16 protein-coding genes are annotated in these 19,099 nt (G+C 45.3%); 10 read left to right on the top strand and 6 right to left on the bottom strand.

Features of this window, described 5'->3' with window-relative positions; translation table 11 throughout:
- The first annotated feature begins 194 nt into the window (after positions 1–194).
- From FW767_RS01440 to meaB, 8 genes are all read left to right on the top strand, one after another.
- Positions 195–3,002, top strand: a complete 2,808-nt coding sequence (locus FW767_RS01440) for a TonB-dependent receptor (protein WP_121697805.1) — start codon at positions 195–197, stop codon at positions 3,000–3,002.
- A 237-nt stretch (positions 3,003–3,239) separates the two neighbouring features.
- Positions 3,240–5,702, top strand: a complete 2,463-nt coding sequence (gene pheT, locus FW767_RS01445) for a phenylalanine--tRNA ligase subunit beta (protein WP_121697806.1) — start codon at positions 3,240–3,242, stop codon at positions 5,700–5,702.
- 33 nt (positions 5,703–5,735) lie between these two features.
- Positions 5,736–6,458, top strand: coding sequence for a YebC/PmpR family DNA-binding transcriptional regulator (locus tag FW767_RS01450; RefSeq protein WP_121697807.1), 723 nt, complete (start codon positions 5,736–5,738; stop codon positions 6,456–6,458).
- 77 nt (positions 6,459–6,535) lie between these two features.
- Complete coding sequence (locus FW767_RS01455; protein WP_121697808.1) at positions 6,536–7,714, top strand: mechanosensitive ion channel family protein; 1,179 nt, start codon at positions 6,536–6,538, stop codon at positions 7,712–7,714.
- 12 nt (positions 7,715–7,726) lie between these two features.
- Positions 7,727–8,503 carry a TIGR02757 family protein gene (locus tag FW767_RS01460; protein WP_121697809.1) on the top strand — a complete coding sequence of 259 codons (777 nt, stop codon included), beginning with the start codon at positions 7,727–7,729 and terminating at the stop codon, positions 8,501–8,503.
- Positions 8,504–8,592: 89 nt separating this feature from the next.
- Positions 8,593–8,973 carry a DUF1573 domain-containing protein gene (locus FW767_RS01465; protein WP_121697810.1) on the top strand — a complete coding sequence of 127 codons (381 nt, stop codon included), beginning with the start codon at positions 8,593–8,595 and terminating at the stop codon, positions 8,971–8,973.
- 11 nt (positions 8,974–8,984) lie between these two features.
- Positions 8,985–10,067, top strand: coding sequence for a DUF1573 domain-containing protein (locus FW767_RS01470; RefSeq protein WP_121697811.1), 1,083 nt, complete (start codon positions 8,985–8,987; stop codon positions 10,065–10,067).
- A 20-nt stretch (positions 10,068–10,087) separates the two neighbouring features.
- A complete protein-coding gene (gene meaB / locus FW767_RS01475; protein ID WP_121697812.1) occupies positions 10,088–11,185 on the top strand; it encodes a methylmalonyl Co-A mutase-associated GTPase MeaB in 1,098 nt (365 codons plus the stop codon).
- On the opposite strand, the gene FW767_RS01480 is transcribed toward meaB, so the two are convergent.
- Positions 11,182–11,382 (bottom strand): hypothetical protein, encoded by a 201-nt coding sequence (locus FW767_RS01480; protein ID WP_147438668.1) that lies wholly within the window; start codon positions 11,380–11,382, stop codon positions 11,182–11,184. The two genes, meaB and FW767_RS01480, sit on opposite strands and share 4 nt — an antisense overlap.
- 81 nt (positions 11,383–11,463) lie before the next feature.
- Between FW767_RS01480 and mnmD the strand changes: the two genes are divergently transcribed.
- The gene (gene mnmD / locus FW767_RS01485) at positions 11,464–12,120 is read left to right on the top strand and encodes a tRNA (5-methylaminomethyl-2-thiouridine)(34)-methyltransferase MnmD (RefSeq protein WP_121697814.1); all 657 of its coding nucleotides are present in this window, start codon (positions 11,464–11,466) and stop codon (positions 12,118–12,120) included.
- Positions 12,117–12,812: a hypothetical protein gene (locus tag FW767_RS01490; protein ID WP_121697815.1), complete on the top strand. Its 696-nt coding sequence runs from the start codon at positions 12,117–12,119 to the stop codon at positions 12,810–12,812. Before mnmD ends, FW767_RS01490 begins: the two co-directional genes overlap by 4 nt.
- A gap of 214 nt (positions 12,813–13,026) precedes the next feature.
- Here the strand turns inward: FW767_RS01490 and FW767_RS01495 are convergent, their stop codons facing one another.
- The 5 genes from FW767_RS01495 to FW767_RS01515 all read right to left on the bottom strand — a co-directional run bounded on the left by FW767_RS01495 (position 13,027) and on the right by FW767_RS01515 (position 18,899).
- Positions 13,027–13,554, bottom strand: a complete 528-nt coding sequence (locus FW767_RS01495) for a hypothetical protein (RefSeq protein ID WP_121697816.1) — start codon at positions 13,552–13,554, stop codon at positions 13,027–13,029.
- Between the two features lie 60 nt (positions 13,555–13,614).
- Positions 13,615–14,820 (bottom strand): S1C family serine protease, encoded by a 1,206-nt coding sequence (locus FW767_RS01500; protein ID WP_052486530.1) that lies wholly within the window; start codon positions 14,818–14,820, stop codon positions 13,615–13,617.
- 99 nt (positions 14,821–14,919) lie between these two features.
- Positions 14,920–16,224, bottom strand: coding sequence for a MobV family relaxase (gene mobV, locus FW767_RS01505; protein ID WP_121697817.1), 1,305 nt, complete (start codon positions 16,222–16,224; stop codon positions 14,920–14,922).
- Positions 16,225–16,434: 210 nt separating this feature from the next.
- Positions 16,435–17,400: a toprim domain-containing protein gene (locus FW767_RS01510; RefSeq protein ID WP_150980269.1), complete on the bottom strand. Its 966-nt coding sequence runs from the start codon at positions 17,398–17,400 to the stop codon at positions 16,435–16,437.
- 257 nt (positions 17,401–17,657) lie between these two features.
- Positions 17,658–18,899 carry a primase-helicase family protein gene (locus FW767_RS01515; protein ID WP_121697819.1) on the bottom strand — a complete coding sequence of 414 codons (1,242 nt, stop codon included), beginning with the start codon at positions 18,897–18,899 and terminating at the stop codon, positions 17,658–17,660.
- Positions 18,900–19,099: the final 200 nt, after the last annotated feature.

The following is a 19,099-nucleotide window of genomic DNA, read 5'->3' on the forward strand; positions in this document are numbered from 1 at the left end:
CGGTGAAATCGCAAAACCGTATGACATTCAGCATCGGCTTCTATTTATGATATTTAACGTTCTCTCAATATACATGGCCGCCATTTTCACATAGACCCGCAATATTTTTTTTTGACACATAGATTAAACCTTTATTTGGTTATCAAGTCATAGTGATTGTAAAATTTCACTAACGATTTACAATTCTACTGTTTATGGGTTTATCGATCCGAAAGACGCTGATGTCTTTCGCTATAAGTTTATTAAGTTGCAGCGCCGCGTTGGCTGCCAATATTACAGGGACAATTACCGACTCGTCCGATGAGCCTCTGATCGAGGCCACCGTACGCTTGTTAGCCGCAAAAGACAGCGCATTTGTCAAAGGTGTCACAACCGACATCAATGGAAAGTTTTCAATCAATAACGTAAAGAAAGGACGTTATATTATCCAGACAAGCTACATCGGCTACAACAATCATTACGAAGATGTACGCATAGGCGAGTCATCGCTCACTCTGAAACCTATCGTGATGAAAGAGTCGACCGTTATGCTTAAAGAAACAGTGATAACGGCTGTAAAGACAGAGATAGTGGCCAAGGAAGACACCCTCGAGTACAATGCCGGTTCTTACAAGACACAGCCCAATGCTGTTATGGAAGACCTGCTGAAAAAATTGCCGGGGGTTGACGTAGACTCCGATGGCAAGATTACTTCAGGCGGTAAGCAGGTGACAAAAATACTTGTCGATGGCAAAGAGTTCTTCTCCGACGACCCTAAAGTAGCGTCCAAAAACCTACCCGTCAACATGATAGACAAGCTTCAGGTAATCGACCGCAAAAGTGACCTCGCAAGGCTTACAGGTGTTGATGACGGCGAGGAGGAGACTGTCATAAATCTTACGGTAAAAAAAGGCATGAAAAACGGATACTTCGGTGTCGTAAACGCAGGTTACGGTACTGACGAACGCTATGCCGCAGACTTCAATATAAACCGTTTCTGGGACGACAACCAGATTACATTCCTCGGCAACTTCAACAACATAAACCAACTTGGGTTCACCGATAGCAACGGCAACCGTTTCCGTAGGTTCGGCGGCAACAACGGCATCAACACTTCGCAGTCATTCGGTGTAAACTTCAATGTCGGAAAAAGCGACGAGACATTCCGCGTAGGCGGTGACCTGCTTTACAGCCACACCGACCAGAATACCCGCACGTCGCAAGAGCGTCAATATCTTTTTTCCGACTCGACATCTTATCTTAGCAGCCGTTCGGCATCACGTGACCGCGGTCATAACATACGCGGCGACTTCAGAATACATTGGAAAAAAGACACTCTGACAACATTTGAATTCCGCCCGCGCTTCTCGCTCAACTTTAACAAATCATTGAGTGCCGACTCGTCAAGCACATTTGCCGGTGACATCGCCCGTACACTTGTTACACGAAGCATCAACAACGGAAATTCCGACGGCAAAGCCTACGAAGTCGGGGGTGACCTGTGGTTTAACCACAGTTTCAAGTCTCATAAGGGACGTTCATTCTCATTCGCGCTCGACTACAATCTAAGCAATACACGCGAAGATGACTATAGTTATTCCTACAACCGATTCTTCCTTCTCAACGATTCAATCGACCTTTATGACCAGTACACCGATAATCATAACTGGAGCAATCGAGTAGGTCTGCGCATGACATGGACAGAACCGCTCGGCGATGTAAAAAACGGACGCTTCCTTACCTTCAGCTACCGCATGAGCTATCGCTGGAATAATGCTGACAAGCTGGTATATGACCATCCTGTCACCTACCCCCCTACAGGCGATCCTATAGTTGACTATACTCAGGAGATATTCAATGATTCGTTGAGCAATCGCTTCCGCAACGACTTCTTCAACCAGCGCATACAGGTTGGCTTCAAGCAGGTAAAACGCGATTACAACCTTGATGCCGGCATAGCCCTCGTGCCATCGATGTCAAAAAGCAATGACCTCATAAACACGGACCGAAATATTGACACCCGATGGGTATGGAACATAGCACCCTATCTGCGTTTTCGCTACAAATTCAACAAAACGCGCAATATCACCCTCGATTATCGCGGACAGACCAGAGAACCTTCTATGTCACAGCTCCAGCCGGTAGCCGACAAAAGCAACCCGCTACGCATAGTCATCGGTAATCCGGACCTTAAGCCGGCATTCAGCCAGAATGTACGCATGCGGTTCAGCGACTTCAATCCAGAAGCACAACGCTCCATTATGGCTATGGGAAGCGTAAGCGTGACTCAGAACAGCATAGTATCTAAAACTACATTCAACCACGAAACAGGCGGACAGACAACCACCTACGAAAATGTAAACGGCAACTGGAATGCAGATCTGTTTACAATGATATCATTACCCTTCCGCAATAAAAACTGGCAGTTTAACGGCAATATATTCACCCGCTATAGTCAGGCCATAGGTTACAACAACGGCGAGCGCAACCGTAGCGGCTCATTCAACTTCGGGCCCTCAGTGTCACTGGCCTTCCGGCCCGAAAACTGGGAAGCGGAGTTGCGACCGTTCTATAATCTGCAGACTACGCACAACTCGTTGCAGTCTGCGGCAAGCCAGAAGGTACAGACCTACGGTGGACGCTTCAACGGCTCTTGGTTTGCTCCGTTCGGACTTGTTCTCAACACCGACATAAGCTATAGCGCCACCAGCGGATACTCTGCCGGATACGATCAGAAACAATGGATGTGGAACGCATCTATCGCATACCAGTTCCTCAAAGGACGCGAGGCCACCATAACACTTAAAGGATATGACCTTCTGCAGCAGCGCAAAAACATATCGCGTAGCGTAACGGCCAACTACATAGATGACCGTATCTACAACTCGCTTACCCGATACTTCATGCTTACATTCTCATACCGGTTCAATACATTCGGAAAAGGCAATCGTCCCGATGATCGAAATAACAGCGGTTCGGGCAGAGGACACGGCCCCGGTCGTTTCGGACCTCCACGCAGATAACATCATAGTATATCATACGGTTACATTTATAATGATTAGTTGAAAAGGGTCGTGCGATTTGATATCGCGCAGCTCTTTTTTATTATTTACACAAGCCGGCACTCCCGCTTATGAAAAAAGTAACGAATATTTCCAACAACATCACTTTAACATTAGGCACTATCCGTCATTTTTTTGTAAATTTGCGAAAATTATAGTGTGACGTGACAACACACGCCACCCACAAGCAAATAAGTAATGAATATCTCTTATAATTGGCTCAAAGAGTATATCGACTTCTCGCTTACACCCGAGGAGTTAGCCGACGCACTGACATCTATCGGTCTTGAAGTCGGCGGTATAGAAGAAGTAGAATCGATACGCGGCGGTCTGCGCGGCATAGTCATAGGCAAGGTACTCACGTGTGAAGAGCACCCTAACAGCGACCACCTGCACATAACCACAGTGGATCTCGGCGCATCAGAGCCGGTACAGATCGTGTGCGGAGCGCCGAATGTAGCAGCCGGTCAGACAGTGGTCGTAGCTACGGTAGGCACCACCCTTTATGACGGAGACAATGAGTTCGTGATAAAACGCTCAAAAATACGTGGAGTAGAGTCGCTCGGCATGATATGTGCTGAAGACGAGATCGGTACAGGTACTTCGCATGACGGCATAATAGTTATCGACAAGAATATCAAGCCCGGCACCCCGGCTGCCGAATACTATAACCTGAAAAGCGACTACATGATTGAAGTCGATCTGACGCCCAACCGTGTTGATGCGGCATCGCACTATGGAGTGGCCCGCGATCTGTCGGCATGGCTTGCCTGCCACGCAACCCCGTCGCAACTTCACCGTCCCGCGGTAGATTCTTTCAAGACCGATACTCACGATGGAGCTGTTGCCGTTGAGGTCGACGACTACAACGCTTGCCCGCGTTATACCGGCATAACTATAAGAAATATAAAAGTGGCTGAAAGCCCCGAATGGCTGAAAAACTATCTTTCTGCCATAGGGCAAAGGCCTATTAACAATATTGTCGACATAACAAACTTCATCCTTCTTGGCATGGGACAGCCCCTCCACTGTTTTGACGTCGACAAAATCGCTGGAGGAAAAGTCGTGGTACGTCACTGCGCGGAAGGCACTCCTTTTACCACCCTTGACGAGATTGAGCGCAAACTTGATGCGCGCGATCTTATGATATGCAACGCCGAGCAACCGATGTGTATTGCCGGAGTATTCGGTGGCCTTGATTCAGGCGTGACTCAAACAACGACATCAATATTTCTTGAAAGCGCATATTTCAACCCCACTTCAATACGCAAAACAGCCCGCCGCCACGGACTGAGCACAGACGCCTCATTCCGCTACGAACGCGGCACGGACCCCAACGCCACTCTGTACTGCCTAAAATTAGCGGCACTTATGGTGAAAGAACTTGCCGGCGGAGAAATATGCGGCGATGTCATAGACATATATCCCGAACCGGTAAAGCCATTTCCGGTAAAACTTGAATACGATTATGTGGATTCGCTTGTAGGCAAGAAAATACCCCACGACACGGTCAACGCTATAGCAAAGTCGCTTGAAATGGATATAACCTCATGCGACGACTCTTCAGTAGAACTGCTCGTACCCACTTACAGAGTAGATGTGCAGCGTCCGTGTGATGTAGTGGAAGACATATTGCGCATATACGGCTACAACAACGTCGAGTTCTCCAACACTCTGCACTCAAGCCTTTCGTTCAAGACCATCACCGATCAGTCCAATGATTTGCGCGAACTGATAAGCAACCAGTTGAGCTCGACCGGCTTCAATGAGATTCTGAACAATTCGCTTACTGCAGAACACTATTATGAGGATCTTGCCGACGAACGTAACGTACCGGTCAAACTGTTGAATCCTTTGAGCAATGACCTGAACGTAATGCGCATGACACTGCTGTTCGGTGGACTTGAGACAATCGAGCACAATGTAAACCGTCGCGACCCCGACATGATGCTTTACGAATTCGGCAATGTATATTCATGCGACCCGTCTGTAGAATCCACAGCCGACAATCCTATCGCACCCTATACCGAGACTCACCGTCTCGCCCTATGGCTCACCGGCAATATACGTACCGGCAACTGGGCTCGTCCGGAAGAAAAATCCACATTCTTTGATATGAAGGCTATCGTGGCCAACATATTTGCTCGGCTCGGCATAAATGCAAAAGAGATAGAGCTTGCCGCCACAACCGATAAAAAGCTAAACGATGCCGTTAAAATAATGACTCGTTCCGGTAAAGAGCTCGGCGTCATGGGTACCGTAACAAAACCGATGCTTAAACGTTGCGGCGTAAAACAAGAAGTAATATATGCCGAACTCGACTGGCAGACAATCGTAAAACTCGCGGTCAAGAAAAAAGTCACATACACTCCACTCCCAAAGACTCATCCGGTAAAGCGCGATCTCGCACTGCTAATTGACGAAAGTGTGACGATGAGCCATATTGAAAAAATAGTGCGTGACAGCGAGAAGAAACTCTTACGCGATGTGACTCTGTTTGACGTATATTGCGGAAAGAATCTTGATCCGGGTAAAAAGAGCTATGCCATATCCATCACTCTTCAGGATAATGAAAAAACCCTGCAGGACAAACAGATTGAAGCCATAATGAATAAAATAGTCACCAATCTGCAGAAACAGACAGGAGCTACACTAAGATAAATCATACAAACAAAAATATAAACATTCAATATTATGGGAAGAGCTTTTGAATACCGTAAAGCAAGAAAAATGAAACGCTGGGGCAATATGTCTCGCACATTTACCCGTATAGGTAAGGAAATTACCATTGCAGCCAAAGCCGGCGGTCCCGACCCCGATACAAACCCCCGTCTGCGTGTGCTTATGCAGAACGCCAAGGCGGCCAACATGCCTAAGGACACCGTAGAACGAGCCATCAAGAAAGCCACCGACAAAGAAGCCGGCGACTACAAGGAAATCGTATATGAAGGATATGGACCTTTCGGCATAGCCATTGTTGTAGAAGCTGCCACCGACAATAATACCCGTACTGTAGCCAATGTACGTTCTTATTTCAACAAGCACGGCGGCACACTCGGCACACAAGGCTCGCTGTCATTCCTCTTCGAACACAAAAGCGTGTTCAAAATAAAGCCCAAAGAGGGACTTTCTACCGAAGACCTTGAGCTTGAGCTTATTGACTACGGCGTTGACGAAGTTGAAGCCGACGAAGACGAAATCATGCTCTACGGCGCGTTTGAAGAGTTTGCCAATATTCAGAAATACCTTGAAGAAAACGGCTTCGAAATCGTAAGTGCAGAATTTGAACGCATACCTAACGACCTTAAAGAGGTAACCGCCGAACAGCGTGTACAGCTTGAGAAACTCCTCGAAAAGTTTGAGGAGGATGAAGATGTACAGAATGTATTCCACAACATGAAGGAAGAGGAAGAATAAATCTATTCTTTCCGGCATACCCGATAACAAGGGGACGGGTCCGCATGTCGAGCCCGTCCCCGTTTCATAAAGGCCATATGGAAGAAATACTCCAAGACATAGGTGTCGAGATTGACAATCTGAATCTGCTCGGGCAGTTTATAATGCTTGCCGCGGTACTTGTCGTAGCGTCGGTAATATACATGCTCTACACTAAAATCATTGTAAAGCTAATACTTAAAGCCACCGCAAAAACCGACACGAAATGGGATGATTATCTGCTGAATATCGATGTCCTTAACTCGCTGAAACATCTTATATTCCCCATAATACTGTATTTTTTCACTCCTCTTGTATTTCAAGGCCACCCCGAAGCACTGTTTTACGCTCGCAAAACCATACTCGTATGGCTCATAATAGTATGTGTAAAGTTATGCTTGGCCGTTCTTGACGGACTGCATATAGCATCAACCGAAGAAACCGGGCTAAAGCACCATCCACTAAACGGATTGACGCAAATGCTCAAACTGATTGCCATATGTGTGGGCGTAATAATAGGCATAAGTGCGTTGCTTGACAAGAATCCCGCGGTGATACTCACCGGCCTCGGCGCTTCGGCGGCAGTACTCATGCTGGTATTCAAAGACACAATACTCGGGCTCGTCGCAGGGGTGCAGCTGTCGGTCAACAAGATGCTCAAGACAGGCGACTGGATAACCATACCCACACGCAACATAAACGGCATAGTAAAACACGTAGCGCTTACAACCGTGAAAGTACAGAATTATGACAACACAATCGTAACCGTACCGCCCTATGCGCTTATCAGCGAATCGTTTCAGAACTGGAACAGCATGCAGGAAAGCGGGGCTCGACGAGTGATGAGATCCATAAATATCGACATGAACACAATACGCTTCTGTACACCCGACGAAATGCGCCGTTATGAAGATAACGGCTGGCTTGACGGCATGGAGCGCTCAGGAGATACGGAGGTGAATCTTCGTGTATTCCGCCACTATCTTGAAAACTATCTTGTAAACCACCCGCGCATAGTAGTCAACGACGATAAAAAGATGTTTCTTATGATACGCCAGCTTCAACCCACACCGCAGGGGCTGCCGATTGAACTGTATTTCTTCTCTTCCTTCACGGCATGGAAACCATATGAATATATGCAAGCCGACATATTTGACCATACGATAGCCATAATTAAAGAATTCGGACTAAAAATATATCAGGCACCATCAGGTACCGATCTTGCACTTATAAAATAACATCATCTAAAAATGACACATTCCGACCTTAAAGAACTGCTTGACAGAGAAGCGGCCCGTATAAATAATCCCGATTTTATAGGTCGGGATCCGGTACAGTTTCCCCGTCGCTTCGAGCGCCTGCAGGACATTGAGATTGTATCGCTGCTCAGTTCCACAATAGCATGGGGCAACCGCAAGATGATATGCAATAATTGCGAAAAGATGCTCTCCCTTATGGACCACGAGCCCTACCGATATGTAATGGATGAAGGCTACGAATATCTGCCTGACATGAATATCCACCGTACTTTCTTTGCCAAAGATTTCCGTCATTTCCTTCGGGGGCTCCATTCCATATACAAACGTCATAATTCGCTGGCAGACTTTGCTCGAGCCGTCGGCATAGCCTCACACGAAACACCCGCATGGAAACTGGTAGAGGCTCTTAACGGTGAACTCGCCGAAGCCAATCACGGCGTTCATGACCCACGCTGTTTGCCCGGCAATCTTGGCAACACGGCTCTCAAACGCATAAACATGGCATTACGATGGCTTGTAAGAGATGACGGCATAGTCGACCTCGGGGTATGGAATGTCATAAAACCCTCACAACTGTATATACCGCTTGATGTACATGTGGGCAATACCGCAAGAGAACTCGGACTGCTGCACCGTAAAGCCAATGATAGGAAATCGGTGATATCGCTGACCGAAACTCTGCGTGATATGCGACCGGAAGATCCGGTATGGTATGACTATGCTCTTTTCGGTCTCGGAGTAGACAACTCCCTGCCATCCGCATATTAACTTAATTTAACCTATATTTAAGGACGTGACACTGCATACTTAGTATCTTTACGTGTTATATTGTCACTTACCTCAACTATACAATTGATATGAAAAAATATTTGTTTTCACTTATTGCACTTACCATGGCGTTTATCGTAATGGCGGCAGGAGAGCCGAAAATATCATTCAACGCCACAACCCACGACTTCGGCACTATAAAAGAAGCTGACGGAGAAGTCGCGTATGACTTTGTCATAAAAAATACAGGTACGGCCCCCCTTATCATAGTTTCAGCTTCAGCATCATGTGGATGCACTACACCCAAAATACCGCGCGAGCCTATAAAACCCGGAGGAACAGCCAAGCTGAAAGTAATCTATGATCCAACCGGACGTCCCGGTGAATTTGAAAAAACTGTAAAGATTAAGTCCAACATCAAAGGCGACCGCAAAGTATTGCGCATAAAAGGTGTTGTCGTACCCAAATAAAATCAACCTGAATGAAACTCAAAATACTTTTATCAGCAATATCATTTGTGGCAGCCTGTACCATCGCGGCAAATGCCGCACCGGCTGCAAGATGGCTTGAAACCACCCATGACTTCGGAGCGTTTGATGAAGACATGGGTAATGTGGATGCACTATTCAGAGTAGTCAACGACGGCGACGCGCCATTGGTCATACTCGCTGCCCGCGCATCATGTGGCTGCACCGTGCCGGCATTTACGTCAGACGGTATAGCCCCCGGCGACACCGCAACCATAAAAGTCACATACAATCCTGCCGGCCGGCCGGGAAAATTCAACAAGAAAGTAAAAGTAGAGACAAATTGCGAGCCGTCCCAGAGTATTCTTACAATAAAAGGAGTGGTAATAGGGGCTTCCAACACACTTAGAGCCCGGTTCCCGATAGAAGTTGGACCTCTTAAATTACGTAATTCATCACTGCCTATGGGAGAAATTTCGAAAGGACGCGTCAAGACTGGCTTCCTTGAAGGATACAATCAGAGTCCCGACACGATACATCCGTCGGTCAGCGGCCTTCCCGAATTCATAAAAGTAGACATAGCTCCACGAGCCGTACCGCCGGGAGAGCAGACTACATTTACATTTTTCTACGACACATCTCGCGACAATGATTGGGGTCTTGTAAGTCATGAAGCTACATTTTTCCCCGATACAGATATTACCGAAGGAAAAACAGTCGACATAATGGCTATTATAAAAGAGGATTTCAGCAAGCTTTCCAAAGAACAACTCGAGAAAGCTCCGCGTATAGCGCTGTCGGAGACTTCTGTAGATTTGGGAGATATAAATCGCGACGATACCTACGAACGTGAAATCCTGATCGACAACTTCGGCAAGGACCAGCTGATCATAAGAAAAGTATCGACTCCCGACCCATCCGTATCGGTAAGAATAAATAAAGACAAAATAAAAGGAGGCGCACAGGGGCGGATGACTATAAAAGTAGTACCGTCACCGTCATCCGACAACGATATACTTAATTCACGAATAACGATAATCACCAACGATCCCGACCGGCCTACATCGATAGTAAGAGTCACGGGAGAATATAAATAATCAAACCGTTATCATTCATCATGGACCAACACAAACATATAGAAAATGACAAACAATATATAGGATTGACCGTAAACGGCGGAGTGGCACAACCTCCGTCGGTCAATCCGTACCTAAAACCGAGAAGCCGACGTCCGCTACCCACATCGGGTGAATTGGTAGAAGGAATACTTAAAGGCGACGTAACCACATTAAGCCGCGCCGTCACTCTTGTCGAAAGCCTGTCGCCGGCACATCAGACAATAGCGCAAGAAGTGATAGAGAAGTGTCTGCCATACTCAGGCAATTCAAGACGCATAGGTATAACCGGCGTACCGGGTGCGGGAAAATCCACGTCAATAGATGCATTCGGTCTGCACGTGCTCAAAGACGGGGGTAAACTTGCGGTACTTGCCATAGACCCGTCAAGCGAACGCACAAAAGGCTCCATCCTCGGCGACAAGACCCGCATGGAGCGTCTTGCAGTACATCCCTCGGCTTTTGTACGTCCCAGCCCGTCGGCAGGAAGTCTCGGAGGAGTAGCACGTAAAACACGTGAAACGATAGTATTGTGTGAAGCCGCAGGCTACAACAACATATTTGTGGAGACCGTCGGAGTAGGCCAAAGCGAGACCGCGGTGCACTCCATGGTCGATTTCTTCCTGCTAATACAACTTGCCGGAACAGGCGATGAGCTGCAAGGCATAAAACGCGGCATCATGGAAATGGCCGACGGTATTGTCATAAACAAGGCCGACGGCGATAATATAGATCGAGCACGTCTTGCCCAAGCCCAATTTCGCAGCGCTTTGCATCTGTTTCCGCCCACATTATCGGGGTGGATGCCTGAAGTGCTCTGCTATTCCGGATATTATGACCTCGGCATCGAAGAAGTATGGGAAATGATTGACCGTTACTTCAATTTCGTTAAAGAAAACGGATATTTTGAGCAAAAACGCCGTGAGCAGGCCCGTTACTGGATGTTTGAGACCATTAACGAGAAACTGCGCCGACACTTCTATAATGACCCGGAAGTGGAACAGATGCTGCGCGAGAAAGAAGTACGGGTATTAAACAACCAGCAAAGTTCATTTACCGCCGCCCGCGACGTACTCGATTTCTACTTCAGCCATCATTAATGATGGTGATGATGCTTATGGTGCTTTTTGTGTTTCTTATGCTTTTTATGCTTATGTTTATGACCGTAGTCATCAAAATCATAGACATAATCGTTCTCTACGCCCCAATAACTGTGGAGAGTGCCACAAGAAGACAGCCCGGAAGCACTTATGGCCATCACAGCCATAAGAAGCCACACAACATATTTTCTTTTCATTATCCTCATATAAGGTTGAAACTTCAATTTAATTTGTAATACAACCGAGGGAATAAAATTGTTTACCGGCAATATCCGAATATGAAACCGCAATATGTAATACAGACAACTGCCGACGGCTCCCATACCATATATCTGCCACAACTTGACGAGCATTACCACTCTATAAAAGGCGCCATAACAGAGAGTTGCCACATATACCGCGATTGCGCCCTGCGACACAGGGCGCAGCAAGGCTTCGACCGGCCGTTGCGTCTGCTTGAAGTTGGTTTCGGCACAGGATTAAATGCCGCCGTATCTGCTGAATACAGCGACATACCGATTCACTACATTTCATTTGAACTGTACCCGTTGAGCCCTGACATATCGCAACGTCTCGGATATGACCGACCTCTAATAGAGGCAGTAAACCATGCGGCATGGGACACACCGGTAAACATAACAGATACATTCATTCTTGAAAAGCGACAGGCCGATTTTCTGACAGCCGACTTGCCGTGTGACATAGATATCGTATATTATGACGCTTTCGCCCCGGAAAAACAACCCGACCTATGGAGAATGGAAACTCTGCGACGAACGGTTGAAGCCATGGCCTCCGGCGGAGTACTGACTACATACTGTGCAAAAGGCTCAATCAGGCGTATGTTGTCAGCATTAGGACTTTATGTCGAGAGGCTTCCGGGCCCTCCGGGAGGAAAACGCGAGATTCTGCGTGCAACAAAAATAGCCAAATGAATAAGCCTACACATCCATTTTTATTCGCCATAGTCATATCGGCTCTTTGCACTGCTTGCGGCAACGATAAGAAAATCGCCTCTACCGCTGCCATCGTACAAGATGACCGTGTGCATATTTCTACCGGAAGTGAAAGCGAAGACATTATTGCCATACAAAACGCATCAGCCACCATTGAGGCTTATCCGGTGGACAACAGTTGTGCGGGTCCATTTCGGATTGGCGACGAAATTCCAGAAAAAGCGGAAGGATTCGCCAAGATTGAGTCTCTGGAGAAAAAGATGTTGCCGAACGGGAAAATATATGAAACCCCTGTATATATTTATGAAATCGGTAATGAGGGCTACGTGAAAGTCACACCGCAATATGATACGATAGCTAATTGCACTAACGACAAGATAGGCGAAATCTTCGTATACTCCGATTTATTTCTGACTGATAAAGGAGTCGGAGCTATGTCTTCAGTAGAGGAATTTGCCTCAGCCTATTCCGACTTCCATATCCGTTATGAGCCCGACGATAAATTATTCATCGTCGAGACTCCACAACTCAATAATGTCCAGTTCATTATCGACAACGAATATTATCAGGGAGAGGACACTGTTTTTACTTCTAACAAATCCTGCTACCTACAGGTCTCCGATTTCCAAAAAGCATCCTACTTCACAGCTATCCGCATAATTAAACATTAGCCTTTTCCAAAGATTTGTTGTAACTTTGGAATACTTTTCTTAGTGCCTTATACAAAGGACTTTGGGAAAATTACCCAATTTTAAGGTAATGACTTGGCAACTGTGCCATTTGCTGCGTTCAGCCTTGATTTGCGTTTCAAACAACTCGTTTTCGCCACAAAGGTAATACTATTTCTTGAAACTCTGAATTTATCATTTGGATTTTAGAGTAATATCAGTAGTCTTCAGAACAACTCAACATCTGTATTCTTAAATCCATTAATTGACATTGCTCTTTTGAATATCGATTTGATGATCTTAATTTATGAAGAACAGACTTTAAAGGTTCAGCCATTCCTAATTTTGCAACAACTTCATCGGCCTTTATTTCAACCATCATATTACCAGCATTGCTTAAAGTCTCATTAAAATGATGGATTATATGCCCTACTTCATGACCTATTGCAGCCATTTTTTCCATCTCTGTAAAATTAAACGACTCACACAATTCTGGAGAAATAACGATAGCTGCAAACACCTTATTTTGTTCTCCATCGTTTGTTACATCAATAGAATATGCAAACGTATCGTTGCATAAGCCATCGATTAGTGGAATGTTTTTTTGTTGGTTATATTGAACCACTGTGTAACAATCTATGTGCAATGTACTTAAATGGGGATACTTCTGATATAATATAGGCTTGAACTTTTGTTCAAAGTCCTGAAAAATATTATCAGAAGTATGATTATTGAATAGTGTCATGTGGGCATAACTATTTGTGGTCTGATGATTCTATATATACTTAAGAATTTGCTGTTATTATCATTTTGAACATGTAATCATAAAAACATAATTCTTCAACTTTTTAACCTTCTCGGTTAATGGTTGTCCAACTACTTGGTTATTATTAGGTAAGATAGAAGTTGATGTTGAACTTTCAATAAGATTTTTCAAATAAGATGTTTTAATTGCATATCCGACATTTTCTGCATCCTTATGTTTAGCGTTGACAATGCCGATAAGATTTCCCTTTCTGTCAAACAAGGGTCCACCACTATTTCCGGGCTGTATAGGTGCTGAAATTTGGTATAGAGCGACATCTCCTTGAAAACCTGTCTTAGAACTAATAATTCCTGTAGTCAGTTTTATTTCATCTCCCATAGTAGATGTTAATGGATAGCCTAAAACAAAAATATCTTCACCAACCTCAGACATTGTAGACGATACTGCATAAGGGATGTTCCCGAAACCACAAAATGCAGAGTCATCAATCTTTAATAACGCCAAATCATTATTCTTATCAGTCCCAATAAGAGATGCTTTGTAGGATTTATTAAAATCTCCAGATACACCTTTTATTATGATTGATTTTGCACCATCTATTACGTGGAAATTTGTTACGATGTAACCACTTTTGAGAGCAAACCCTGTACCTGACCATTCTGTTGATTTCTCCGCTATAGAGTTTTGTGAATTAGCTATAGTTTCTACCGGATAGATTTTTGTAAAATTATCATTGCGTGTTCCTGTAACACTTCCATAATCGTCAAATTCTGGACATTGATGTACTAAAGATGCAAATGACCTAAGAATACCTATCGTTTTAATAGGCTTGATATTATAATCTCTTTGTCCACGACTCCATTCAGCAATAAATGCATAATAAGTACCATTAAATAAACCCTGCGAGGCACCTTTTTCTAAAAAAAATTGGATATCCCCTCTCTCCCAAGCATTGTTACCAACTACATCTATGACGACACCTCTATATCTATTAGGATTTCGACTATGACCATTATAATCTTTCTCAATAGAATAGGTAATACCATCATTTATCCAAATTCCCTCTATAGGATCTAAGTCAGATAGGTTATTGTCAAAATATTGTTTTGCTAAATATTCTGTATAATTATCGATGTAATAGATTCTTTTCCCTTTTATCGTTGTTTGTGCTGTTAATGGATGAACTATAACCGACAGCACTAACACGATTGCGATTATTGTTTTATGTATAACTGAAATATTCATGTTTACGATTAAATTTATTGAGTAATGTTACCTAAATCCGAATACAAAAGTATAAAAAATCCGTGATATGGCATTAATTATCACGGACTTTATTATGATTTACAGCTTAATACCTCTGTTTTGGCTTCTTACTTGTGGTCTCAGTTTCTCCATAAACTCCTCTTTCTTCCGTCTGAACCAACTGACATGAGGAATACCGTCTATGTGGAGGTTATATTTTCCCTCCTTGTCCTCTTTAAGTGAACATATCGTTTTATCTACCCTAAAATGTTGGTTGAACTCGCGAGAATAGAGCTCGCCTTTGATGGAAACATCCTTGAACGTGCATAACTTTCTAATGAGGGCATCGCCAAAGTTCAGCGTATCACGCAGGAACTTGATGGTTGGCATCAGCTTCTCCACATACGGAAAGTAGCATTTGACCAAATCCACGAACTCGGACAACTTGCGGTGTCGTTGTTCGTAAGCATTCGTTATCTCCTGTATGTGCTTTGTCTGTTGCTGTTCCCTGTGTCGAGCTTCTTCTTCAAGTTCAAGAATGCGGTCTTGCAAATCCTCATTCCTGCGTTCCAATGTTTTGACCTTGTTGCTTCCGAAAAGAGAACCGACACTCACGGCTATGTTAGTGACTGCGGTGGTGGCTGCGCCTTTCAGTTTCTCGGTCTGTACTTCTTTCTTGGCTCGTCTGAGTTCCTGTTCCGCTTCGGTTTTCTGCTCCTGCAAATCCACCACTTCCGATTTCAAGCTGTCGGCAAGTTCCTGTATGTCCCGATAATACTGCTGCGTGGACTTGTGGCGAGCCAGAGAACCGTCTATGCCACGTTGCAGACCGTACTTTGACATGGCAACGGCATAACTGTCCTGGTAGGATTTCAAATTCAGCCGTGTCATGATGTCATCGGCACACAGGCGGACGGCATGGGCTGGTTTCTTTCGATACCGCTTCTTTACCTGTTCCTCACGTTTCTTGCGCTTGCGCTCTCCCTTGACAATCGGGACAAGAGTGATGTGTATGTGTGGCGTTTCCTCGTCCCTGTGCAGATGTGCTGCCACGATATTCTCCTTGCCGAACAGGTCGGCAAAGTATTTCATATTGTCGGCACACCATTCATCAAGTCTGCCCTCTCTTTCGATACGCTTCATGTCCTCGTGCGTTCCCGACACGTTGATACGGATAGCCCTAACTTGGTTATTCCCGATTTTGCGTGTTAGTCCAGCTTCCTCCAATCTTTTCTGAATGGCAGCCGTGCGGTCTTTTATTCCATCGGGGTATGTAATGAGTTTTCGGTTAAGGTGTGTGCGTGTGGGGTCTGCGTTCTTCGGTATGATGAAACGCTCGATGTGGGCTGTCGTTCCGCTGTCGGAACCGTGCGCCTTTTCCATGTGCAATACTACGAATCCCATATATAAATCCTTTATTCTTTTACTTGTGAAACATTGTTTGATTATTGCTTATGTACGACTGTTGCCGTTGGCTTTGGAGAGTCCAGAGAGGTGCAACCTCTTTGGCTTATTGGGGAATTTTCAGCGTTGCTTGCAATGCGGCTCGAAAAATTCCCTAATAAGCTACGGTATTTTCCATCGGTAAATACCCGTGCCGCTGCAAGCATCCCCTTACATCTTCAGCCCTTTCTTTTTCGGTGGCTGTATCATCCGTCTTGTGGATTGGACTTGCTTCTTCTCCTTTATCGGCTCTGCCGATTGGGACATGGGCTTCCCGCACAGGTAATCGTTCAGGTCTTTATGCCCGTTGTAGTTGTCGGAGAAGTCCCGGATACGACCGCTGAACTCTCTTGCCAATTCCAAGTAGGCATTTCTTCCTGCCTCGTCATTGTCAAGCAGGCAGTGGATGCGCTCGTAGCCGTGCAGCACGTCTATGGCTTTGGAAACATTGGCAACCGAATTGAGGATGACATAATCCTGCCTGTCAAGGTTGGGCATGGCTGGGCAATTCTTCATCCGCAAGGTGAGGAATGACAGGTAGTCCATCATACCCTCGAACACGAGACATTTCTCTCTCGGTTCTCCCTGCTGGCGTATATGGCTGATGTCTTTGGGTGCGATGCAGCCCTTGAAGAAACGGTTGCGCACTTCATACTCTCCTGTCACATTTGGGAAACCGATGGCGAAATAAGGCTTGTCATTATGGATGAAGTGCAGTTCCTTACATTCCTGCCTTGCCAAGTCGGAGTTTATACCTCGTTCCTGCAAGTATCTGAGCAATGCGGGATGGGTAAGTTCTCCCACCTCCAACTGTTGGAAACTCGGTTCGGATGCTTGCTGACGAAAAGAGAAAGATACGGGACGGATATGCGGTACTCGTTCGAATATTTTATTGAGCAAGTAGGGTACATAGTCGGTTGCGTATAGTTCCTCTGCCAAAGCGATGATGTTGCCGCCTTTGCCAAGTCCGAAATCGTACCACTTGTTAAGTTCGGTGTTTACCTTGAAAGAGGCATCCTTTTCCTCTCTCAACGGCGATTTGTACCAAAGGCTGTTGCCTTGCTGTTTCACGGGCGTATAGCCCAAACTTTGCAGATAGTCTGCAATGCGTATGTTCTTTACTTCCTGTATGTTCATATTTTCTTATGGTTTGATGATGAATGTAAAACCGATGAATTGATGAATGTGTATGCCAAACTATTGGATAGCAGCCTTATACGCTCTCATCATTGTTTCATCAAAGCACTTACCAAAAGAGAAAATCATCATTTGCCTTATTGAGCATTATCTGTCTGACCTGTTTTCTCTTTTCATCAGTAAGTTGTTTTTGATGAGAAAGTAATCATTTGCATATCAGTACAGTTATATACTTATTCATCATTTCATCAAAATAATCAGAGTGCTGTCAACTGTTCTCTTGTTACGGTATAGAACCGTCCTATTCTCCGTATGGGAGAATAGCGGCACTCTCGGGTATAGTCCACTTGATAGGTGGTGTAAGTAAGTGTATTCGGTGCAGGAGTTAGTTTCCAGCACTCCTGCAATACCTTTCGGACTTGGTGTTTCTCCACCTTTCCCTGTGAGTGTACCAGCAAAAGAAGGAGGTCGTTGTAGCAGAACGAAAAAGTGTCCGTACCGACACTATCCATGATGTCAAGGATAAGTTCTTGCATTTCTATCTCCAATCGGTTGCGGTTACTGCGGATAATCTTTTGCAAGGCTTCGGTACGCAGCAAGGATGGTGCAAACCACATACGGCTTTCCTTTTCGGTGGATAGCTGTCTGTGTTGCAGGAAATGGAGAAAGGCGGGTATCTCCGCTTTCAGCTTTTGCAGAAAGTCGGTGTCATCGGACTGCAAGCGGTCTATTTTGCGCACCCAATAGCGTGTTTCCCCTGCATCTATGATTACAGGCAGATACTCGTTGTTGGAGCATAGCACGAACTTGGCAAAGAACGCAATCTCGTCACGGTCTTTGCCTTTGGCTTCCACTTTATAGGATAGGGTTGTACTGAGGTTCTTCAACCTCTCGCTGTCCTCCCTGCGATTGAGCAGCACCTCATCCACCACGATAAGGAGTTTTCCTGCCCAATCGGAATTGAACTGACTGCGGAAATCCTCGTTGGTGTTGAACGTGACATTGTTCTGAAAGAAGGCTTTCAGAAAGTTGAGGAACGTGCTCTTGCCTGTGTTACGTTCCTCCGACACCAGCAGCAGAATAGGCAGTTTCTGTACGGGTTGCAGGTAGAGCAGTTGCAGATAGTCCATTCCCAACTCGTACTGTTCTCCGAAGATGTGCCGTACCAATGATTGGATGTGCGAGAAATCGCCCTCCTTTGGTTGGTGGTCTATCGGCTCATAGAGATTAAGGAACTTACCGACCACGGGACGGTAGCCGATGTGTTCGGGGACGGTACAGAAACCGTCATACTTGGGAACGCTGCCGATGTAGTCCTTGCCATAGTCTTGGCGCAGGGTCTCGTTGTTCCATGCGATACGTTTCTTTACATACCCTCCGTTCAGTCTTGGCTGCTCCACAATCTTGTAGAGCGTTGTTCCCACTCGGATGAACTCTTCTTTTGCCACGCTGCCATCTGATGGCGGCTTGTGGCTGTCTTGTTGTTTGTTAGCTGACATAATCAAATGGTCTTAAGTTTGAAAAATACCAGCTACAAAAGTATAAGCATTTAATGGATAAGTTGTTACGCAAAATATAGCAGAATATAGAAAAAAGCCCCTCGGGACAAAAACTTTCAATGGCTGGGCAATGGAATCGGATTGAAAAGACGAAAAAACTCCCGAAAAGCGAATGGTTGCGTTACGCTTTTCGGGAGAAA

Origin of the sequence: Heminiphilus faecis (assembly GCF_008728965.1) — a bacterium.
GTDB lineage: Bacteria > Bacteroidota > Bacteroidia > Bacteroidales > Muribaculaceae > Muribaculum > Muribaculum faecis.

Bases quoted from the DNA above. Each gene is read 5' to 3' on its own strand.
- FW767_RS01440 (WP_121697805.1), top strand. From the start codon at position 195: ATGGGTTTATCGATCCGAAAGACGCTGATGTCTTTCGCTATAAGTTTA.
- pheT (WP_121697806.1), top strand. From the start codon at position 3,240: ATGAATATCTCTTATAATTGGCTCAAAGAGTATATCGACTTCTCGCTT.
- FW767_RS01450 (WP_121697807.1), top strand. From the start codon at position 5,736: ATGGGAAGAGCTTTTGAATACCGTAAAGCAAGAAAAATGAAACGCTGG.
- FW767_RS01455 (WP_121697808.1), top strand. From the start codon at position 6,536: ATGGAAGAAATACTCCAAGACATAGGTGTCGAGATTGACAATCTGAAT.
- FW767_RS01460 (WP_121697809.1), top strand. From the start codon at position 7,727: ATGACACATTCCGACCTTAAAGAACTGCTTGACAGAGAAGCGGCCCGT.
- FW767_RS01465 (WP_121697810.1), top strand. From the start codon at position 8,593: ATGAAAAAATATTTGTTTTCACTTATTGCACTTACCATGGCGTTTATC.
- FW767_RS01470 (WP_121697811.1), top strand. From the start codon at position 8,985: ATGAAACTCAAAATACTTTTATCAGCAATATCATTTGTGGCAGCCTGT.
- meaB (WP_121697812.1), top strand. From the start codon at position 10,088: ATGGACCAACACAAACATATAGAAAATGACAAACAATATATAGGATTG.
- FW767_RS01480 (WP_147438668.1), bottom strand. From the start codon at position 11,382: ATGAAAAGAAAATATGTTGTGTGGCTTCTTATGGCTGTGATGGCCATA.
- mnmD (WP_121697814.1), top strand. From the start codon at position 11,464: ATGAAACCGCAATATGTAATACAGACAACTGCCGACGGCTCCCATACC.
- FW767_RS01490 (WP_121697815.1), top strand. From the start codon at position 12,117: ATGAATAAGCCTACACATCCATTTTTATTCGCCATAGTCATATCGGCT.
- FW767_RS01495 (WP_121697816.1), bottom strand. From the start codon at position 13,554: ATGACACTATTCAATAATCATACTTCTGATAATATTTTTCAGGACTTT.
- FW767_RS01500 (WP_052486530.1), bottom strand. From the start codon at position 14,820: ATGAATATTTCAGTTATACATAAAACAATAATCGCAATCGTGTTAGTG.
- mobV (WP_121697817.1), bottom strand. From the start codon at position 16,224: ATGGGATTCGTAGTATTGCACATGGAAAAGGCGCACGGTTCCGACAGC.
- FW767_RS01510 (WP_150980269.1), bottom strand. From the start codon at position 17,400: ATGAACATACAGGAAGTAAAGAACATACGCATTGCAGACTATCTGCAA.
- FW767_RS01515 (WP_121697819.1), bottom strand. From the start codon at position 18,899: ATGTCAGCTAACAAACAACAAGACAGCCACAAGCCGCCATCAGATGGC.